Source organism: Shewanella sp. ENK2 (genome assembly GCF_043568515.1).
Lineage (GTDB): Bacteria > Pseudomonadota > Gammaproteobacteria > Enterobacterales > Shewanellaceae > Shewanella > Shewanella japonica.
This window is the reverse complement of record NZ_CP171406.1, coordinates 4,452,613-4,473,329: the sequence shown is the minus strand read 5'-3', so window position 1 is coordinate 4,473,329 and position 20,717 is coordinate 4,452,613. Positions and strand designations below refer to the sequence as shown.

Here is a 20,717-nt window from a genome sequence, read left to right as displayed (position 1 = left end):
CAATGTTGAGTGAGTTTGTTAAATAGAAAAACTACAAGCAAGGAGATGTTTTGAAAAAGTGCTGATGATTGCTGCTGAAAATGATGCCATAAAGGGGGCCAAAGTTGGCGGGATGGCAGATGTCATTCGTGATCTTCCTTTGGCTTTGGCGGGTGTTGATATTAACGTTGATGTGGCCATGCCTAATTATGGCTTTATCGCAAAACAGCAGCAAGCAACACTCGTTGGCGAGGTCGTTGTTAAGTTTGGTGCTAATAGCGAGAAAGTAGTTTTATGGCAGGTGTCACTACCGATTAAGGCAGCCAATTCAACCAAAATAAATAACCAGGTTTTTTTGTTTGAGCATCCGCTATTTAATGGGCCTAACAATCAAGTTTACTGTAATGGCAGTAGTGAAAGGCCGTTTGCTGAAGATGCCAGTAAGTTTGCCTTGTTTAATCTTGCAGTTGCCCAAGCGTATGTTGATGGTTTGCTTGGCCGAGTTGATTATTTACATATGCATGACTGGCATACTGGCTTTTTAGTGATGTTAAGAGCATTCGCAACAGAATATAAAACGTTAAAGGATATTCGTTGTGTTTTTTCAATTCACAATCTAGCGATACAAGGGATACGACCTATTCGAGATGACGTTTCATCCTTTTGTGCTTGGTATCCTGATTTAGCAAGACAATTAACCCATGAACAGAAGCTGCAAATTACCGACCCTCGTTATCCTGAGTGCATTAATCCAATGAGAATGGGTATAGAATTGAGCGATAAAGTACATTTAGTGTCGCCAAGCTATGCAACAGAAGTATTACTGCCATCCGATCATCAAAATGGATTTTTTGGTGGAGAAGGCTTGGAGCAATCACTTCAAGATAAACATCAACGTGGCGATGTTGTAGGTATTCTAAATGGCTGTGTTTATGACGATTCATCAGTTGAACTTGGCTCACAACCTGCGTTTATTCAGATCGAAGCGTCAGCGCAACGCGCGTTAATTCGTTGGATGGGACAAAGTCAGTGGGTAAAAAGCGTGGATCAAATTGCACTATCGCGATTGCAATTGCTGTCGATGAAAAACTCATATGACCATCGCGCTATTACGACTAGCTCTGATGCTGTAACGGTTGATTTTGTTATGACCTCTGTTGGCCGTCTAACCGACCAAAAGGTATTACTCTTAAGGCAGCCACATCATGAGTATGGTTCGACGCTAGAAGCAATCTTGATTCAACTAAATATTCATAAACCAAATGGTATATTTGTATTACTAGGCAGTGGAGATGAAAAAATAGCGCAAGAGTTTCAAGTCATTGCGGCTAAATATGACAATTTTGTCTTTTTAAACGGCTATGATGATGCATTATCACAAGTCTTATATAAGCAAGGGGACTTATTTATCATGCCTAGTAGCTTTGAGCCATGCGGTATAAGTCAATTACTTGCGATGAAATCAGCACAAGTTTGCATAGCCCACAGTGTAGGTGGTTTAAAAGACACCATAATCCATCAAAAAAATGGTTGGTTATTTGAGGGGCAAGGATTAGCTGAGCAATCACAGCAATTGATTGAAGTAGTGGTCAGTGCATTATCACTACATACTAATGATTTAATACAATACCAAAAAATGCGACAGTCTGCGGCGGATGTGCGTTTTGATTGGCATAGTGTAGCGCAACAATACAAAGATAAATTGTATCAATAGACTGTTATTAATAGCCTTTTATTAATAGCCAGGTATCAATAGTCGGTATCAAGACCCTTGAATTAATCGCTTTGTATCAAAATGCTGATATTAAAAGGCAGTTATTAATAGTCTTTGCGTAAAACTTAAGGTATGGAAATTGACGCATTATTGATGGTTAATTTCCATAACGTTTGATGATTTAGCTTTGTCTAAGGTTAGATTATTTAACGTTGGATTGATTAACGTTAGTAAGTATTGGCAAAATTTTACTGACTTTATCAAATGATTCTTGATATTCAGCATCAACATTCGAGTCAGCAACGATTCCGCCGCCGGCCCAGCAATAAAGCTTATTATCTTCAGTGACAAGGGTACGAATGGTGATACTGGTATCCATACGACCATCCTGACTGATATAGCCAATACTGCCACAATAAATGTTGCGTCTTGAAGGCTCTAATTCTTCGATAATTTCCATTGAACGGATTTTGGGCGCGCCAGTGATTGAGCCACCAGGAAAAGCCGCTTTAAGTAAGTCTACTGCATCATATTGGCTGTCGAGTGTCGCTTCTACTGTACTGACTAAATGATGTACTGCAGGAAAACTCTCAATCTCAAATAATTTCGGTACATTCACGGAACCCGCTGTAGCCACTTTGCTGATGTCATTTCTAAGTAAATCAACAATCATGACGTTTTCAGCTAAGTCTTTTTCTGATTGACGTAACTGCTCTGCAAACAGTGAATCTTGATCTGATGTGGCGCCGCGAGGCATGGTGCCTTTAATTGGTTTGGTGGATATTTTATTGTCGTGAAGCTGAATAAATCGTTCAGGTGAAATAGATAAAATGCAGTGATTTTTTAACCGTATAAAGGCTGAAAAGGGGGCTTTGTTAGCATCTGAAAGCGCGCAATATGCCTGCCATTCATCACCTTTATAACTTGCACTAAATCTTTGGGTTAAATTAATTTGATAGCAATCACCTTGATGAAGATATTGCTGAACCTTATTAAATCTTTCTGTATATTGCTGTTTTGTAGTTTGATTTATCCAAGAAGAAGTTAATGTGAACTCTTGTGTTTCGTGAGTGCTATCTTTTTTTGATATTAAGTTATCAATTTTATTCAATTCAATATTGAGTGCTTCTTCACCTAAATAATGGACAGCGAACCATTGATGTTGCTGATGACAATAAAGTAAGGCAAAGTCATAAAAACCAAGGTTTACATCGTTAAGCTGAATATCTTTCAGTGCTTGTTGAGGTAGCTTTTCGATTATTCTACCTAAATCATAATTAAAACTGCCAACCACGCCACCGCTAAAAGGTAGCTGGCTTGATTGTTTTACTGGGTAAAGATAGGTTTGTAATTGTTGAATAACATCAAAAACAGTTAATGAAACTCGTGTTTTGCTCTTTGGGGCAAAATCCTGATTTTTTGTGATTTTTTGATGAAATTTCCATTGAATATTGTCAGCTATGCTTTCTATTGTTGCCACTGGATTGAATACGATAATATCGTAATTGGCATCTTGATGACCGGTATGGGATGAGTCTAATAACATTGCCCATGGTTGCTGCGCAATGGCACTAAAGACAGTATGACTATCTTGAGCCCAATCGAGTGATTTGACAGCTAATGATGGGGAGTTAATTAAACGCATTACTAAACCTATTTAAAAAGTGATGTAGCCCAAAAAGGTTGGAAAGAGTATCATATTGTCCTTGCAAGGATTAATAGCTAAATGAATACAATTTAGAGTATTCAAATAAAAATAAAACAAGTTATGCCGCAACGGCTGCTGGAGCGCCCCTATATGTCTACACATTCTGCTAGTGTTGTAATTAAGCAAGCTGACTTTATCGAAAGCATTGCAGATTCATTACAGTATATTTCTTATTATCATCCAAAAGACTTTGTTGATGCGATGGCTAAAGCCTATGATCGCGAAGAAAGTGCAGCGGCGAAAGACGCGATTGCACAAATTCTTATCAACTCTCGTATGTCTGCTGAAGGCAAGCGTCCTTTATGTCAAGACACGGGTATTGTGACGACGTTTGTTAAAATCGGCATGGGTGTACAGTGGGATAAAACGGATATGACCGTGCAGCAAATGGTCGATGAGGGTGTACGTCAAGCATATACCAATCCAGATAACCCGTTACGTGCGTCTATTGTTGCCGATCCTGCAGGTACTCGAAAAAACACCCGTGATAACACGCCTTCGGTCGTTCATATCGACATGGTACCTGGTAATCATGTTGAAGTGATGATCGCAGCGAAAGGCGGTGGGTCAGAAAATAAATCTAAGATGGTGATGTTAAACCCATCAGATGATATTGCTGCTTGGGTTGAAAAAACCTTACCGACGATGGGGGCAGGTTGGTGTCCTCCAGGAATGTTAGGTATAGGTATTGGTGGCACAGCTGAAAAAGCGGCAGTATTAGCGAAAGAATCATTGATGGATCCAGTCGATATCCATGAATTGATGGAACGAGGCGCTGAAACAACTGAAGAAAAATTACGTTTAGACATTTTTGAGCGTGCCAATAATACGGGTATCGGTGCTCAAGGACTCGGTGGTTTAACCACTGTGCTAGATATTAAAGTTAAATCAGTACCAACACATGCTGCCTCTAAACCGGTTGTGATGATCCCGAACTGTGCTGCAACACGACATGTCCACTTTCACTTAGATGGAACAGGTCCAGCTGATTTATCTCCACCTTCATTGTCTGACTGGCCTGAAATTACCCGTGAAGCAGGTGAAAACACGCACAGAGTTGATTTAGACAATGTCACTCAAGCTGAAATTGAAACTTGGAAGAGTGGCGATACATTATTACTTAACGGAAAAATGTTAACGGGCCGTGATGCTGCGCATAAGCGAATTCAAACCCTTATCGAATCAGGTGAAGGTTTACCTGAAGGGGTCGACTTTACTGGTAAGTTTATTTACTACGTAGGCCCAGTTGACCCTGTTGGCAATGAAGTGGTTGGCCCAGCAGGCCCTACAACTGCAACACGAATGGATAAGTTCACTGACCTAATGCTTGAAAAGACTGGGCTAATGGGCATGATTGGTAAGTCAGAACGTGGCCCACAAACCGTTGAGTCAATTAAGAAACATAAAGCGGTTTACTTAATGGCTGTGGGTGGCGCTGCATACTTAGTCTCTAAAGCAATCAAAAAGTCTCGTGTTGTTGCATTTGAAGATTTAGGTATGGAAGCCATTTATGAGTTCGATGTTAAAGATATGCCAGTTACTGTGGCGGTGGATACTCAAGGCGTGAATGCTCACGAAACGGGCCCTGCAATCTGGAAAGTGAACATTGCTAACGCAAAAAGTTAATTAACGCTTGCGATGCTAGATAATACGGTCCATTTGTGGCGTAAATTTAGCCAAATTGGATAAAAATTAACGCTCAGAAATAGAATGCTTCATTTTTTTGAACTGCTCTATTGCCTGAGCGTTTTTGTTTGGGTACTGTGCTAATCAGCTTTTAAACATAGCGGTTGCAGAACAACAACGAGAATCTAACAGGCCATCGCTAGACGGCGTCAACGTTTAAAGTTGAACCGAATTATATCGGCAATGCTATTGCTATAAACAACAAAAAATAACAAGAGAACATCATCAAATGAGAAAATCATCGCTTTTACTTGCGCTAACTGCCGCAGGTTTTGCGTTAACTGCACAAGCTGCAGAAACAAGCAAAACGCCATTTAATGTTCAACAGCTGGTTAATTTAAATAAGCTTCATTCTGCTGCTGTGTCAAATGACGGTAGTAAATTGGTTTATGCGGTCAAACAAATTGATGAACAGGGTGAAAGCCGTTCTGATTTGTATTTATTGGACTTAACAAATAAAGACGCTAAACCAAAACAAATTACTTCACACAGTGGCACCGAACACGATGTTAATTTCAGTGTTGATGATAAATCAATTTACTTCTTAGCGGCTCGTAATGGTACCAGTCAGCTTTTTAATCTGCCGTTAACTGGCGGTGAAGCAATGCAAGTCACCGATTTACCACTTGATGTCAATGGCTACAAGCTTTCAAACGATGGCAAACAAGTTGTCATGAATATGCGTGTTTTCCCAGACTGTAAAGATTTAACTTGCACAGTCGATCGCATTGAAGCTGAAGAAAATAAGAAAACAACTGGCCGTGAATATAAGCAATTAATGGTTCGCCATTGGGATACTTGGGAAGATCATGCCCGTAGCCATTTATTTGTAGGCCAGCTAAATGGTAAGCCTGTAACTGAAGTTGTTGACGTTACATTTGGTTTAGATACTGAAACACCGCCAAAGCCGTTTTCAGGAATGGAAGAAGTCACTTTTACCGCAGATGGTAAACACATCGTTTATAGCGCTAAAGCGCCAAGCAAAGATCAGGCTTGGTCAACGAATTATGATTTATGGAAAGTGCCAGTAACTGGTGGTGATGCAGAAAACCTTACTGAGAAAAATTTAGCATGGGATGCACAACCGACTTATTCAAAAGATGGTCGTCAATTAGCCTATTTAGCGATGAGCAAACCAGGTTTTGAAGCCGATCGCTACCGTATTATGCTACGTGACACTGTAACTGGCGCGGAAAAAGAAGTTGCACCGTTATGGGATCGCAGCCCACATTCACTGACTTTTAGTGATGATGGACGCACATTGTATGTGACAGCTCAAGACGTTGGTCAAGTCAGTATTTTCGAGGTCAACACACAGTTTGGTGATGTTCGACCAATTTATAATGATGGCAGCAACAGCTTAGTTGCTGTGACTGATTCAAGCATTATTTTCAGTAACAAGTCATTGGTTGAACCTGGTGATTTATACAAAATTAGTTTAGAAGGCGAAAATTTAACACGCCTAACGAATGTCAACGAAGATAAGTTAGCCAAAATTCAATTTGGTGAATTCCAACAGTTTAACTTTAAAGGCTGGAACAACGAGACTGTACATGGTTACTGGATTAAACCTGCTAACTACGAGTCTGGTAAAAAGTACCCAGTTGCATATTTAGTTCACGGTGGCCCGCAAGGTTCATTTGGCAACTCATTTAGTGGTCGCTGGAATGCACAACTATGGGCTGGTGCTGGCTACGGTGTGGTGATGGTGGATTTCCATGGTTCAACAGGTTATGGCCAAGCCTTTACTGATTCAATATCTAAAGATTGGGGCGGTAAACCTTTAGAAGATTTACAAAAAGGCTTAGCAGCAGTTGGTCAGCAACAAAAGTGGTTAGATACCGAAAACGCATGTGCCTTAGGTGGTTCATACGGTGGTTACATGATGAATTGGTTCCAAGGTAATTGGAGCGATGGTTTTAAGTGTCTAGTTAACCACGCTGGTTTGTTTGACATGCGCTCTATGTATCACGTCACAGAAGAACTATGGTTCCCTGAGTACGAGTTTGGCGGTACGTATACAGAAAACAAAGACTTATACGAGAAATTTAACCCAGTTAATTACGTTGAAAACTGGAAAACGCCGATGCTAGTTATTCATGGCGAAAAGGATTTCCGTGTTCCATATGGTCAAGGCTTAGCGGCATTTACCTATATGCAGCGTAACGGTATCCCATCAGAGTTATTAATGTTCCCAGACGAAAATCACTGGATCCTTAATCAAGATAATCTACAGCAGTGGTACAAAAATGTTTTAGGCTGGATGGATCGCTGGACTGAAAATAAATAAACTGTCATTACAGTTAACCAATAAAAAAGAGATGCCAATGGCATCTCTTTTTTGTGTCACTTTAGCTAGTTTATGTTGATGATATTAAAAATTACTACGAATAAAGTGGCAGTAACTCAGTGTCAAAGCGTAAGCTTTATAGTCATGACCTAGTCTTTATCAGCAAGTTTGAGTTCTGTTGGAGGACATTTATGGCCTGTTTTTGTTATCCACAAAAAATAAGCTAATCTTCTTCTTGAGCAGGTAAATTTTCGCTGCCCATTTTTTTGACTAATTCGGTTACGTTTACCCATTGAAAACCTTAACTTAGCTTTTTTATGCTGTTTATTATTATCATAAAAGTTATCGAAATAACTCAGCGTAATTGAAATTCAGAACTATGGTTATTATAACAAATATTATTCTTTTAAGGCTTAGAATTATTCATAATAACTGAATTTTGAAACTTAATTTCAACAATGTGTGTTTATGATTCAAAACGAGCGAACACCTGTGGTCAATGTGACGGCGACGATGTCGTTACTAAAGAGTATTAAGCAAGTGTAAAATTACTATTAACTAAGTCAAACTTTTAAGAAAACACGATTGAAAAAGAAACAAAAAACAGTAAAGTTGCGCGACTATTTTTTCAGCCACAAAACTAACGATATTTGAGGGTATAAATGTGGATTTAATGCTTTATGTTAAGTTCTTTTTAGGCTTAGTAGCGATTATCAACCCTGTGGGCTTATTGCCTGTATTTGTCAGCTTAACAAGTCATCAAACAGAAGAAGAACGTAATCATACTGGTAAAGTTGCTAATTTTGCTGTGGTAGTGATATTGCTTGTTACTATTTTCATTGGTCAGCATATATTAAATATGTTTAGCATCTCTTTATCAGCATTTAGAATTGCAGGTGGTAGTTTGATTGCCATTATTGCGATGTCAATGTTGCAAGGTAAATTGAGTCCAGTTAAACGTAACCAAGAAGAAGATCGTGAAGCATCAGGTATGGAATCAGTTGCGGTTGTTCCGTTAGCGTTACCTTTAATGGCTGGTCCTGGTGCCATTAGTTCGGTCATTGTTTTTGCTTCTGATCATAATAAACTGATCGATTTAATCGGTATGTCGATTACTGTTGTCGTTTTCGGTTTAATGAGTTTTGCCTTATTCAGAATGGCGCCAATCATCTTCAAAATTCTGGGCACAACAGGCATTAATGTTATCACTCGTCTAATGGGTCTATTAATGCTATCCATTGGTATTGAAGTTGTTGCTGCAGGATTAAAGGGATTATTCCCGACATTAATGGCTTAATATCCGTAGTGTTAGTGAATTTAATCGACTTTTTGAACAGCAAATGCGCAATAGGAACACAAGAGGGGATTTTCCCTTGACCCTCCTAGCGCATTTGCGTAAAGTACCGTCCGTTCACAGGATATTGAAATCATTATTCACTTTGTTTCATTGACAGTGGCGGTGCTTTTAGCACAATAAATTGAAAAGGTGACGTGTCCGAGTGGCTGAAGGAGCACGCCTGGAAAGTGTGTAAAGGGCAACCTTTCGAGAGTTCGAATCTCTCCGTCACCGCCAATTTATCTTCTGATATTTCTTCTTAATCTCTAGTTTGCCTTTCCAACTGACATCATTTTGTTCTTATTTTTACCTGCACTATTCTTATATATTTTATGCTTTGGCGTGAAATGATAACTATTAATACCCCTAATATTTAATAATTCTTCGACTAGATTAACGCTGATTATTGATTCAACTTTTAGGAAGAGTATGAAACCGAATAGATTGTCTGAGCAGTGGAATGCGGGTGAAGTATTAATGTTGTTTTACGGCAATGCCACCATCATGGCTTCATTAATGTTATGTGTCGCTTCATTTATGACTGCAACTCATTTAGCGCCAGATCATGACAGCTTGGGTACATGTCAATTAGAAGTCTCCTACGGGACACAGGGAGCAGGGTTAAAGTTTCCTTATAAACTTCAAGAAGATTGTTTATAAAATGATAAACAGACATAAACCTCAGGGTGTAATGCTTACATCTCTAACTGCAAGCATTACACTGGTGTTGTCGTTAATCTATATGAGCGGGCTGTTTTCTGGTAATACAAATCGAATCGCATTTGGTTTCACTTCAAATCGCACTTTTTCACTGCGGTAAGGCTCACCATCTAAGTTGAGCGGTAAGCTTAATGGGAAATCAATTTCTAGCCACTGAGTTTGAAAGTGAAAGCAAAACTCGCCTTTAGCCGTTTCAGATTGTATTTCTTCTAACACCTGAGGCAGTTCTAATGGTGTAAATCCTTTAAGCAAAGTGACGTCCATTAAACCATCATTAATTTTTGCATTAGGTGCGAGAATCTGTCCGCCACCAGCTTGGCGCCCATTACACATGGCTCCGACTACGATATTACCAGTAAACTTACCTTCATCAGTCGTTATGCTACCTTCGTAGGGTTTAAAACCGATGGCTTTTGCTAAGCCAGTAAGGGTATACGCACCGCCGCCTAAAAAGTCTTTTAATTCTACGGGTGTTTCTGCAGTAACTTGCGCACCGAAGCCAGCGGCTGCGATATTAATAAAGTGTCGATCGTTTGCAGCAATCAAATCAATATCTATCGCCTTATTATGAATAGCAAAGGTGAGGGCATCTGTAATGCTGGTTGGTATATTACAGGCGGTAGCAAAATCATTTGCCGTCCCCAAAGGCAACACAGCAACCTCAGGTAACGAGACATTGTCTTTTAAATGCATTAATGCTGTGACAGCTTCATTGAGTGAGCCATCACCACCTCCAATAATGACTCGTTCAACACCTGATTCAATTGATTCTTTAATTAACCTTTCCATGTCAGGCCCTTCCCAAGTGACCTTAACATCTAATTTTATTCCACTTTCTCTTAGTGCATAAACCGCAGTTCTAATTTCTGGTATACCGGCTTTTTTTCCATTAAGTATTAAACTGAAATATTTGGCTGTCATGGATATTTCCTGATTGATGTCAGTAAATCGAATGTGCTCGTCCCGATTGTTGATAAGGCAGCTTTGTGATTTTTTATTCACAAAAAGATGTCACAAAAGATGTCAAATACGTTTATTGTGCTGCAAAGTCATAACGTTCATGATTTACTTATGCCATAAAAATAATAACAACTAAACGTAAATCCGCTTTTATATTAAAAATTAACCTTTTAAAACAATAAAAATATCGTTTTGATGAATAAAAAGGACTTATTAAGATGCAAAAATCAGCGCTTACCTTAGCAATTTCATTGGGTCTAGCCAGTTTAGTCGGTTGTAATTCAATGACTAATGAAACCAAAACAGCCCAAAATGTTCAACAATCTGAGTTACAGCAGTCTGCAGTTTCATTTCAGCAATACTCTGATGAGTTTATCAACGCATTATGGCAATGGTCCCCAACTTGGGCGTTATACAGTGGGAAACACGTTAATGATGGCTATCTAGAAGTGCCAAATGATCAGGCTCGCGCTAAAACTTTAGCATTTGTAGCCAAGCAACAAGCTAAGTTAACTGCTTTTGATAAAACCGCTTTGACCACGAGTGAATTAATTGATTATGAGCTGATTTATAACCTTCTAGCGAGTATTAAATGGCAACAGGAAAGGTTTAAAGCATGGCAATGGAATCCTTCGCAATACAATGTGGCAGGCGGGTTCGCTCAAATCATTAATGAAGATTTTGCCCCTTTAGATGAAAGACTGCAGTCTGTTATTGCTCGTCTTGAAAATGTGCCTGCATATTACTTAGCTGCGCAAGCGAATATTGAGAACCCGACGATAGAACATACTCAACTTGCCATAATGCAAAATAAAGGCGCGTTTTCAGTATTATCAGATGACTTAGCGAATAAAGTGGCTGAATCTGGTTTATCTTCAACTGAAAAAGCACTGTTTAATATACGTTTTGAATTAGCTAAAACAGCGATTAATCAACATATTGATTGGTTAACAGCACTAGAAGCTAAACTTGAAAAAGAAGGTGCACGTAGCTTTAGAATTGGTGAAGAGCTTTACGAAGAAAAGTTTGCATTAGATATTCAAGCTGGTATGTCAGGGAAAGCACTGTTTGAAAAAGCGACAGCTGACAAACTTCGTGTTCAAGGTGAGATGGCTAAAATAACAAATGATATTTGGTCTAAATATATCGATACACCTATCCCTAAAGATGACAATGTCGCAATAAAACAGTTAATTGATGTGTTATCAGTAAAGCATGTTAAACGAGATGATTTTGTCGATGAAGTCCGAGCTCAAATTCCGGAGCTAGTGAAGTTTGTTAATGAAAAACAATTGATGACTTTAGATCCTTCAAAACCGTTAGTTGTTAGAGAAACACCGGAATATATGCGTGGTTTTGCTGGAGCCTCAATCAGTGCCCCCGGTCCATACGAAAAATCTGCTAATACTTACTATAATGTCACACCACTTGATGGTATGAGCGATGAATCTGCAGAAAGTTATTTACGTGAATACAATCATTGGATTCTACAAGTATTAAATATCCATGAAGCGATTCCAGGACATTATACTCAGCTTGTATATTCAAACGAATCGCCTAGCTTGATAAAAAGTTTATTTGGTAACGGTGCCATGGTTGAAGGATGGGCAGTGTACACCGAACGGATGATGCTGGAAGAAGGGTACGGTAATTTCGAACCTGAAATGTGGTTGATGTACTACAAGTGGAATTTACGTGTTATCGCAAATACCATTTTGGATTACAGCATTCAGGTCAATGGGATGACTGAAGAGCAAGCCATTGAGCTTATGACTAAGGAAGCGTTCCAGCAGCAAGCAGAAGCGGAAGGAAAGTGGCGCCGTGCAACATTAAGCCAAGTACAATTAACCAGTTATTACTCTGGATATCGTGAAATTTATGATTTACGTGAAGAGTTAAAACAAGCTCAAGGTGAAGAGTTTGATTTAAAATCATTCCATGAACAGTTTCTAAGTTACGGAAGTGCACCGGTTAAATACATTAAGCAACTAATGACTAGCCAATAGTTTGCATGACCTAATTTGTTTATCAGAACTTGCGATACCGTTCTCATAGTAGAGCGCAACAATTAAAAGCCGACAGCATGTGTCGGCTTTTTTATACGTATCTTAATATTTCCAAGGTTTAAACGATAAGGTGTAAATAATAAAGTGCAAACGCGATTTTTCTTTACATTTGAGTGCTAGGTTTAGCTTTAAATATGATAAGGCTTAATGCAGAACATATTGCAGCGCAAGCTGTCCAAAACAAAGTAATAGCAAACCAAACAATGGTAGGGGCTTCATTTAGCCCAAAAGATCCATAACTCAATTGTGTTGTATCGACGATTAACTGTACCCCGAATAACAGAGGTACATTTACCCAAACACCTAGGGACATGATAAGCAATGTGGGCTCAAGACCGATTAATAAAATCAGTGGTGTGATAATAGGCGGTAGGTTTAATACTACCGCTAATATCAATAAACGCTTTATAAACACGTTAAATGTCATTCTTCAAATCCTTTGAATATAATTTGCTTATGCAGTTCACGCTATTGATTAAGTAAAAACAAGTAAATCTATAAATTAGCCATTAATAGATTAATTTGTGTTCATCGTTTTGTTTGTCAATTTAGCCTCTGATTTAGCTTTCATTCTTAAGGCAATATTCACTAATGCGATTAAAACAGGCACTTCAATCAATGGGCCAATCACGCCTGCAAAAGCTTGATCAGAATGAATACCGAACACTGCGATTGAAACAGCGATGGCTAATTCGAAGTTGTTACCAGTGGCAGTAAATGCAATTGAAGCATTTTTATCGTAAGGAAGTCCCATTTTTTGGCCGATAAAAAAACTTATGAAAAACATAAGTATAAAATAGATCCCTAATGGCAACGCAACTCTTAATACGTCCATAGGCAATTCTAAAATCATGTCACCTTTTAAACTGAACATTAAGACAATCGTTGCTAGTAAAGCGATTAAAGTCACAGGCGAAATTTTAGGAATAAAGACATCGTTATACCATTGCTCTCCTTTATTTCCGACTAGGATTTTACGCGTTAAAAAACCAGCTAAAAATGGGATACCCAGATATATCAAAACACTTTGAGCAATGTCGGCCATTGAAATGTCGACAACAAAACCTTCGTATCCGAACACGGGTGGAAGTACAGTGATAAACAACCAAGCCATGAAGCTGTAAGTTAAAATTTGAAATACACTGTTAATGGCGACGAGTGCTGCACCAAGTTCTTTATTTCCACCGCCAATATCATTCCACACCAATACCATAGCGATACAACGAGCAATACCAATTAAGATAATGCCAACCATATAACCCGGATAATCACTTAAAAAAGTCATGGCTAAAATGAACATGAGTATTGGACCTACAATCCAATTCATGATTAATGAAAGGGTAATCACTTGTTTATCTTTAGTGACTTTACCTAATAACTTGTAATCCACTTTTGCAAGAGGCGGATACATCATAAGAATAAGGCCAATTGCTAAGGGGATATTGGTACTACCGACATTCATTGATTGTGTAAGCTGTTCTACTTGTGGAAATAATGCGCCAATTGACACGCCAATTGCCATGGCTACAAAAATCCAAACCGTTAAATAACGATCAAGAAAGCTCATTTTTTTACTGACCATTTCTGGAATTGGTTCATTCATAGTAACTATCTCTTATATTGACTTTAATCGTATATCGTCGAATAACGATAGTGTGGTGTATGTTGCTACATACTCCGTTATTCAACAATCAGTGTCTGGTTAAAATAAATCTTTAAACTGCTGCTGATAATCTGTCAGTGCAGTGCGGTTTATGCGGTAACAAATTTTAGGAGGCTTAGGTTCAGCGGTTATAAAACCGGCTTGTTTTAAAATACGTATATGTTCCGATACCGTAGATTGAGCAAGTCCAACTTCTGAAACAAGGTCACTACTTAAACAGCCACCAATTTCATCAAGATTAAACAATATCTTCAGAATTCGAATGCGAGCTGGGTGTGACATGGCTTTCGCTTGTGCTGCGAATGTTTTTTCGATGAGTAATTGCTGCTCATTGACTTCAAAAGCTGATACAGAACTTTGTTTACAATTTTGTACCATGGTCATTCCTTAAAGTAGTTGTTAAACGGCTTAACTATAAACCTGTCTACATTTGTCTAGGTACTTAGCTTCTGCTAGCTCAATAGTTAATCGTCGATTAACGATATAGTATGCCTAGTTGTTGCTTTCTGCAATAAATTTGGCGTACTGATCGTCAAAATTGTTAATAAATTAACTAAAAGCTAACTTAGGTCTCAAATTTACATAAATTCGGTAGTAATATCATATTCTCGGTGATAATCTAAATGGTAATTGTTATCGTTTAGATTAAGACCGTTATGAAAAAAATTCTCCTAATTGACCAACAACTCACACACAGTCTTCGCCTTTGTCAGCAAATGGAATCGATGGGCTACAGCATTGAAATCGTGGATAATGGTTTTAATGCACTAGTAGAATTAGAGCGTAATGAATTTGAGGTTATTCTATTAGACTATTGTGTACCTAAAATGGAATCATTTTGGTTACTGATGGCTAAGCATTGCCATACGCCGGTTATCGTACTGGCAAATGATAATAATAACTTAGAACGAATCCATGCATTTGAACTTGGTGCTGACGATTACATAGCATCTCCGTTTAACGTGAAAGAATTATTATTGCGTGTAAACGTACTGCGCCGTCGAAGTGAAAAGGTTGTTCATCAATCAGACTTTGATGACATCTTATTCGATGATACAAACAATACTGTAATGCTCAATACACAGCATTTAAAACTGACTCAAACTGAGTATCGATTATTTAAATATTTGTTTCAGCGAAAAGGCGAGGTTGTCACTAAAGCTGAATTGCAAATGCGTGTTTTACACAAAGAGCTCGGTGAGTTTGATCGCAACCTAGATATGCATATCAGTAATACGCGGCGTAAGATGGCTAACAAATGTTTACCTCGTGAGCTGATTAATACTGTTCGTGGTAAAGGTTATTGCTTTAGTCCAATCCTTATTTAGATTTGTGGTCTTTGGTCTTTGGTCTTTGGTCTTTGGTCTTTGGTCTTTGGTCTTTGCTCAACGATTTTGTCTATCTGAGTATTAGGTTTGTTTCTTTTACATATTTTCAAGTGATGCCGAATATTGTTATTCGGTATTTTTATGTCTTCAATAAGCGTGACGTTCCCTATTTGTGTAGGAGTTTACTTTTGTGATGACGCGAAGGGCTGCAATAGCGATAAATTGAGCAGATGATTATCAGTTAATCAGCAATAGATTTTATTGAGTGACAGCATTTGATAAGATGTGGCCATAAAAAATCGATAATTACCTTACATAAGGAAGTCCTATGCGTATTAGCGCGAATTTTGATGGCGGCAACATTGAGACTATCAATTTAGACAAACACGATGACATTCAACTTGCTATTCGACCAGATGAAGGTGGTGAGTTTTATCAATGGTTTAACTTCCGTATGGAAGGTGAAATCGGTCAAACTTACACATTGAACATTATGAATGCGGGTACTGCATCTTATCCAAAAGGTTGGGAAGATTATCAAGCGGTAGCCAGTTACGATCGTCAACATTGGTTCCGTCTGCCAACGAGTTATCAAGATGGACAGCTTTCTATTCAAGTTGATTTAGATTGTGAAGCGATTCACATTGCTTACTTTGCACCGTACAGTTACGAGCGTCACCTAGATCTGATTAGCTCTGTACAATTACATCCTGCTGTTAGCCTCGAAAACTTGGGCTTAACGCTAGATGGCCGTGACATGAGCCTATTAAAAATTGGCGATAACGATCCTGCTAAAAAGAACATTTGGATTACGGCCAGACAGCATCCAGGCGAAACAATGGCAGAATGGTTAATAGAAGGGCTATTAAACCAATTATTAGACAGCGATTGCCCAACGGCCAAGTTGTTACTTGATAAAGCTAATTTCTATATCGTGCCAAACATGAATCCAGATGGAAGCGTCAGAGGCCATTTACGTACGAATGCTGTTGGTACTAACTTAAACCGTGAGTGGGAGTCGCCTAGTTTAGAGCGTAGTCCTGAGGTTTATTATGTTACCAATAAGATGAAAGAGACGGGTGTCGATTTATTCTATGATGTTCACGGTGATGAAGGTTTACCTTATGTGTTTGTTGCTGGCTGTGAAGGTGCACCAAATTACACTCCACATATGGCCAAGTTACAAGAACAGTTCCTTGCAGCGTTAGGTATGGCAAGTGCTGATTTCCAAACTAAATATGGTTATGACAAAGATGAGCCAGGAAAAGCGAACTTGACCGTTGGTTCTAACTGGGTCGGTAACACCTTTAAGTGTCTTGCTAATACGTTAGAAATGCCATTTAAGGATAATGATAACTTACCTGATCCTGTTGTCGGTTGGTCTCCTGCGCGATGCGAATACCTAGGTGAAGCTTCGTTACTGGCGATGCTTGCCGTAGTAGACAATTTAAGCGAGTAATCAATTATGGCGTTAATTGAATGTCCTTCGTGCCAAAAACGTATTTCTAGCAAAGTGAAAGAGTGTCAGCATTGCAAAGTGAAAGTCGATGGTGATAATCAATCTGCCCGTGTGATAAGTCATATACAACAATCTAATAAGTTAATGACACATAGCTTTGTGTTTTTAACGTTATTTATAGCAGGTGTTGTTATTTGGTTTTGGGGTGGTGAACCAGCAACCGGAATGACGTCGTATATTGCTGTGGGTTGTTTCGTGTTTGGCTTCGTAGGCTATACGATTACGCGAGCTAGAATTGTCTTACATAAACGGAAAAGTGTATGAACGATATCAACAAAGTGATTGATGAAATGCCAGATGAAGTTTATCAGCGTCTTCGCTCTGCTGCGGAAACAGGTAAATGGGAAGATGGCACGGCATTATCGCCAGAACAAAAAGAATCAACATTACAGGTAGTCATGTTATATCAAGCGCGTAAACTTGAACAAACTGATCACTTTACTATTGGTGCTGGTGGTAAAATAAATGAGTTGTCTAAATCTGAACTTAAAAAACAATTCCGTGGTGAATCAATCGCTGAATTCAAAGAATCAGATATTTAAAGGCAGTAATACATCGCTCAATATGTGAGTTTGATATTTTACATATAAATCTATCACATTTGATGAGAATATTTGATTCAAAAAAAGCCACTGTTTGCAGTGGCTTTTTTATTATCTATTGATTTATTTTAGTAATCTGTCTTTACTCGGTTAATTCACCTAGCAGATTCTGCTTCATTGCAAATTTTACTTCTGCAGCGGTCAAATCTTTTGATAGCAAATAATGCAGTTTTGCTAATGCCGCTTCAATGGTCATATCTGCGCCGCTAATCACTCCGGCTTGAGCTAATGCATTGCCCGTTGCATAACCTCCCATGTTGACTTTACCTTGAAAACACTGAGTCAAGTTAACAATGACAATGCCACGTTCGTCGGCTTGTTTTAACGTATCTAATAAAGCGTTATCTTGTGGTGCATTTCCTACACCAAATGTCAGCAAAATAAGCGCTTTAACAGGTTGCATTAATATGTTGTTGAATATCTCAGTCGAAATACCAGGATAAAGGGTTATGACGCCAACAGGTTGGGGACTGATTTCAATAACATCTAAGGCTTGCGTTGTAGGTTCAGATATTTTGCCTGCACGTAAGTTAATTTTAATACCAGCTTCTAGCAGTATTGGAAAATTCGGTGAAGCAAAAGCGTCAAAGCCATCAGCATGGGCTTTTGTAGAACGATTACCTCTAAACAGTTTGTTATTAAAGAATAAACATACTTCAGCGACAGGGTAGTTGGCTGCAATATAGAGCGAGTTTAATAAGTTTGTTTGGCCATCTGAACGTAGCTGAGCTAAAGGAATTTGAGAACCTGTTACAATAACTGGTTTAGATAGCCCTTGTAGCATAAAAGAGAGCGCAGATGCCGTGTATGCCATGGTATCTGTGCCATGTAGAATGACAAAGCCATCATATTTATCATAATTAGCTTTAATGTCATTTGCGATCAACTGCCAATCAGTCGGTGCCATATTTGAAGAGTCTATTAATGGCGAATATTCGTTTATGACAAAGTCGGGCATTTCTTCATGATAAAACTCAGGCATAGATTTAACGCAATCTGTTAGAAATCCAGCAACAGGGGCGAATCCATTGTCGGTTTTTCGCATACCAATAGTACCGCCAGTATAAGCGACGTAAATTGAGCGTTTAATCATGCTTGTTGTCATGTTCGTGCATTTCTCAGGACTGATATTTGATGAATCGTTAAATTATACGTGTCTAACTGAATAAAACTCAATAAAAAAGCCCTTAAAACGGGCTTTTTTGAATATTCTATATTTTAAAGGTTTTGCCAGCCTTCTGGCTGTTTAAGGCAAACACTGTTTAAAGGTTACAATTTTCGCAATACAAATACATGCCTTTAGGATCATCAAACATGCTGAATTCATCAACTACAGTTTGCCATTCACCTAGCATTTGATTTAGAACAGGTGATTGACTTGATGCTTCTGGTAGATAGGTTGCTACTGAGGCAAGCATTTGTTGTACAAACTCTTGTTCTGCAGTTAACTCTTGTTCGATAACTTTTGTATCAAATACCTCAATTTGTGCCATTTCAGCTGCTTTAGCAATGGCGCTGTCCATATCACCTATTGCATCAACAAGTCCTAACTCGACAGCTCTTGTACCAGACCAAACTCGGCCCTGAGCAATTCTGTCTACTTGATCTAGGCTCATATTTCTTTCTTTAGCAACTAACGAAATAAATTCTTGATACCCATGTTCAATATGTCGTTGAACGACTGCTGCTACATTAGGATCTAAAGCTCGGGTTGCTGATATACCAGCCCAATCTGAAGTCGAAACCCCATCTGAATGGATCCCCCAGTTAGATAAGACATTTTCAAATGTGGCAAACATACCGAAGATACCTATTGAACCAGTTAAGGTTGTTGGTGTTGCATAGATATAATCCGCACTTGCAGAAATCCAGTAACCGCCCGATGCCGCTAAACTGCCCATACTGACAACAACAGGCTTGCCTGCTTGCTTTAATGCGATAACTTCTTGACGAATTTTCTCAGAAGCAAAAGCACTGCCGCCAGGACTATCAATTCGTAATACAACCGCTTTTACTTTCTCATCAAAGCGCGCTTTGCGCAGAAGAGCTGAAGTACTTTCGCCCCCTATCTGGCCAGCTTGTTGGGTACCATTTAAAATATTACCTTTGGCAACAATAATACCAACTGAGTCTTTCTCGATAAGGGCAGGAAGCGGTTTTACAGCGTTATAGTATTCGGTAAAAGAAACTTGTTTAAAGTTATCGCCGTCACTATCAGCGCCCACTTTTTCAACCATGGCAAGTCTGAAAGATTCATCAGATGCCAGTTCATCTACCCAGTTTAATTTTATTGCAAGTTGAGCTGAGTCGCCGGATACACTGTCAAGCTCTGTTAGATAACGATTTGGACTTAGTACAATATTGTCTGGAGCGATGTTACGGTTTGTCGCTACAATTGATTCGTAACTTTGCCAAATATCGCCTAATAACGCCTGACTTGCTTCTTTAGCTGGCGCTGACATGTCATCACGAATAAAAGGTTCTACAGCAGACTTAAATGTACCAACACGGAAAACATGGGTGCTGACATTTAATTTTTCTAATGCTGATTTATAAAACAAGCGATAACTGCTTAAACCTTCAAGAGAAACAGCCCCTTTATTATTAAGATAAATGGTGTCCGCGTAACTTGCTAAGAAATATTGGTTCTGTTCATAGTAGTTACCAAAAGCCACGACAGACTTGCCAGCTTGTTTAAATTTATTCAATGCATCACCAATAGTCGTCATCTTACTGATACCAGCAGAGCGCAAGTGCTGCATGTTAATGACGATGGTATTGATACGAGGATCTTGAATAGCACTGTCTATGACGTAAATGATGTCGGATAACAACATTTCGCCCTCTGGATCATTGCCTTTACTTTGTTTAAATACCGCTTCAATAGGATCAACATGACGCTTTTGGTCAACGATAGTGCCAGCAAGATTGAGCATAAGTGCAGATTGGTTTTCGATGACAATTTCTTCTTCAGCACTTAACGCGACAACGATAATAGCAATTAAACCAAAAAAGATAAGATTGAGAATGACTTTACGTATCCCGTTGATGGTTTTCCAAATCAAAGAGAAAATTCGTTTAATCAGTGAGGGTTTAGCGGACATTAAGCCACTCCTATAGCATTTCATTACTATTATGCTAACTGA

The 20,717-nt window shown here is 38.8% G+C and carries 17 protein-coding genes and 1 tRNA gene; 11 read left to right on the top strand and 7 right to left on the bottom strand.

What is annotated here, in order from left to right; all coding sequences use genetic code 11:
- The first annotated feature begins 64 nt into the window (after positions 1–64).
- On the top strand, positions 65–1,693 hold the full coding sequence (locus ACGEDC_RS19510; protein ID WP_394498415.1) for a glycogen synthase: 1,629 nt from the start codon (positions 65–67) through the stop codon (positions 1,691–1,693).
- A gap of 202 nt (positions 1,694–1,895) precedes the next feature.
- Here ACGEDC_RS19510 and pabB read toward each other — a convergent pair whose 3' ends face one another.
- The gene (gene pabB / locus ACGEDC_RS19505) at positions 1,896–3,338 is read right to left on the bottom strand and encodes an aminodeoxychorismate synthase component I (RefSeq protein WP_394495224.1); all 1,443 of its coding nucleotides are present in this window, start codon (positions 3,336–3,338) and stop codon (positions 1,896–1,898) included.
- 153 nt (positions 3,339–3,491) lie between these two features.
- Between pabB and ACGEDC_RS19500 the strand changes: the two genes are divergently transcribed.
- The 5 genes from ACGEDC_RS19500 (at position 3,492) to ACGEDC_RS19480 (ending at position 9,373) form a co-directional block, all read left to right on the top strand.
- The gene (locus ACGEDC_RS19500; RefSeq protein WP_065108016.1) at positions 3,492–5,027 is read left to right on the top strand and encodes a fumarate hydratase; all 1,536 of its coding nucleotides are present in this window, start codon (positions 3,492–3,494) and stop codon (positions 5,025–5,027) included.
- A gap of 289 nt (positions 5,028–5,316) precedes the next feature.
- On the top strand, positions 5,317–7,377 hold the full coding sequence (locus ACGEDC_RS19495; protein WP_394495221.1) for a prolyl oligopeptidase family serine peptidase: 2,061 nt from the start codon (positions 5,317–5,319) through the stop codon (positions 7,375–7,377).
- Between the two features lie 664 nt (positions 7,378–8,041).
- A complete protein-coding gene (locus tag ACGEDC_RS19490) occupies positions 8,042–8,674 on the top strand; it encodes a YchE family NAAT transporter (RefSeq protein ID WP_055024600.1) in 633 nt (210 codons plus the stop codon).
- Positions 8,675–8,862: 188 nt separating this feature from the next.
- Positions 8,863–8,950: transfer RNA gene (locus ACGEDC_RS19485), tRNA-Ser, on the top strand.
- A 192-nt stretch (positions 8,951–9,142) separates the two neighbouring features.
- Positions 9,143–9,373 carry a hypothetical protein gene (locus ACGEDC_RS19480; RefSeq protein WP_055024599.1) on the top strand — a complete coding sequence of 77 codons (231 nt, stop codon included), beginning with the start codon at positions 9,143–9,145 and terminating at the stop codon, positions 9,371–9,373.
- A 78-nt stretch (positions 9,374–9,451) separates the two neighbouring features.
- On the opposite strand, the gene yegS is transcribed toward ACGEDC_RS19480, so the two are convergent.
- Positions 9,452–10,354, bottom strand: a complete 903-nt coding sequence (gene yegS / locus ACGEDC_RS19475) for a lipid kinase YegS (protein ID WP_372036697.1) — start codon at positions 10,352–10,354, stop codon at positions 9,452–9,454.
- Positions 10,355–10,611: 257 nt separating this feature from the next.
- On the opposite strand from yegS, the gene ACGEDC_RS19470 reads away from it, so the two are divergent.
- Complete coding sequence (locus tag ACGEDC_RS19470; protein ID WP_394495218.1) at positions 10,612–12,399, top strand: DUF885 domain-containing protein; 1,788 nt, start codon at positions 10,612–10,614, stop codon at positions 12,397–12,399.
- 163 nt (positions 12,400–12,562) lie between these two features.
- Here ACGEDC_RS19470 and ACGEDC_RS19465 read toward each other — a convergent pair whose 3' ends face one another.
- The 3 genes from ACGEDC_RS19465 to ACGEDC_RS19455 all read right to left on the bottom strand — a co-directional run bounded on the left by ACGEDC_RS19465 (position 12,563) and on the right by ACGEDC_RS19455 (position 14,500).
- The gene (locus tag ACGEDC_RS19465; protein ID WP_394495216.1) at positions 12,563–12,886 is read right to left on the bottom strand and encodes a hypothetical protein; all 324 of its coding nucleotides are present in this window, start codon (positions 12,884–12,886) and stop codon (positions 12,563–12,565) included.
- Between the two features lie 90 nt (positions 12,887–12,976).
- Positions 12,977–14,041, bottom strand: coding sequence for an ACR3 family arsenite efflux transporter (gene arsB / locus ACGEDC_RS19460; protein ID WP_394498413.1), 1,065 nt, complete (start codon positions 14,039–14,041; stop codon positions 12,977–12,979).
- Positions 14,042–14,161: 120 nt separating this feature from the next.
- Positions 14,162–14,500 carry an ArsR/SmtB family transcription factor gene (locus ACGEDC_RS19455; RefSeq protein WP_394495214.1) on the bottom strand — a complete coding sequence of 113 codons (339 nt, stop codon included), beginning with the start codon at positions 14,498–14,500 and terminating at the stop codon, positions 14,162–14,164.
- Positions 14,501–14,778: 278 nt separating this feature from the next.
- Here ACGEDC_RS19455 and ACGEDC_RS19450 point away from each other — a divergent pair, with 278 nt between their 5' ends.
- The 4 genes from ACGEDC_RS19450 to ACGEDC_RS19435 all read left to right on the top strand — a co-directional run bounded on the left by ACGEDC_RS19450 (position 14,779) and on the right by ACGEDC_RS19435 (position 17,511).
- Positions 14,779–15,450 (top strand): response regulator transcription factor, encoded by a 672-nt coding sequence (locus ACGEDC_RS19450; protein ID WP_394495212.1) that lies wholly within the window; start codon positions 14,779–14,781, stop codon positions 15,448–15,450.
- 328 nt (positions 15,451–15,778) lie between these two features.
- Positions 15,779–16,909, top strand: a complete 1,131-nt coding sequence (locus ACGEDC_RS19445; protein WP_394495210.1) for a M14 family metallopeptidase — start codon at positions 15,779–15,781, stop codon at positions 16,907–16,909.
- Between the two features lie 6 nt (positions 16,910–16,915).
- A complete protein-coding gene (locus tag ACGEDC_RS19440; RefSeq protein WP_394495208.1) occupies positions 16,916–17,233 on the top strand; it encodes a zinc ribbon domain-containing protein in 318 nt (105 codons plus the stop codon).
- Complete coding sequence (locus tag ACGEDC_RS19435) at positions 17,230–17,511, top strand: YeaC family protein (protein ID WP_055024590.1); 282 nt, start codon at positions 17,230–17,232, stop codon at positions 17,509–17,511. Before ACGEDC_RS19440 ends, ACGEDC_RS19435 begins: the two co-directional genes overlap by 4 nt.
- 142 nt (positions 17,512–17,653) lie before the next feature.
- Here the strand turns inward: ACGEDC_RS19435 and ansA are convergent, their stop codons facing one another.
- Positions 17,654–18,664 (bottom strand): asparaginase, encoded by a 1,011-nt coding sequence (gene ansA / locus ACGEDC_RS19430; RefSeq protein ID WP_055024621.1) that lies wholly within the window; start codon positions 18,662–18,664, stop codon positions 17,654–17,656.
- A 169-nt stretch (positions 18,665–18,833) separates the two neighbouring features.
- Positions 18,834–20,675: a signal peptide peptidase SppA gene (gene sppA, locus ACGEDC_RS19425; RefSeq protein WP_394495205.1), complete on the bottom strand. Its 1,842-nt coding sequence runs from the start codon at positions 20,673–20,675 to the stop codon at positions 18,834–18,836.
- Positions 20,676–20,717 lie beyond the last annotated feature (42 nt).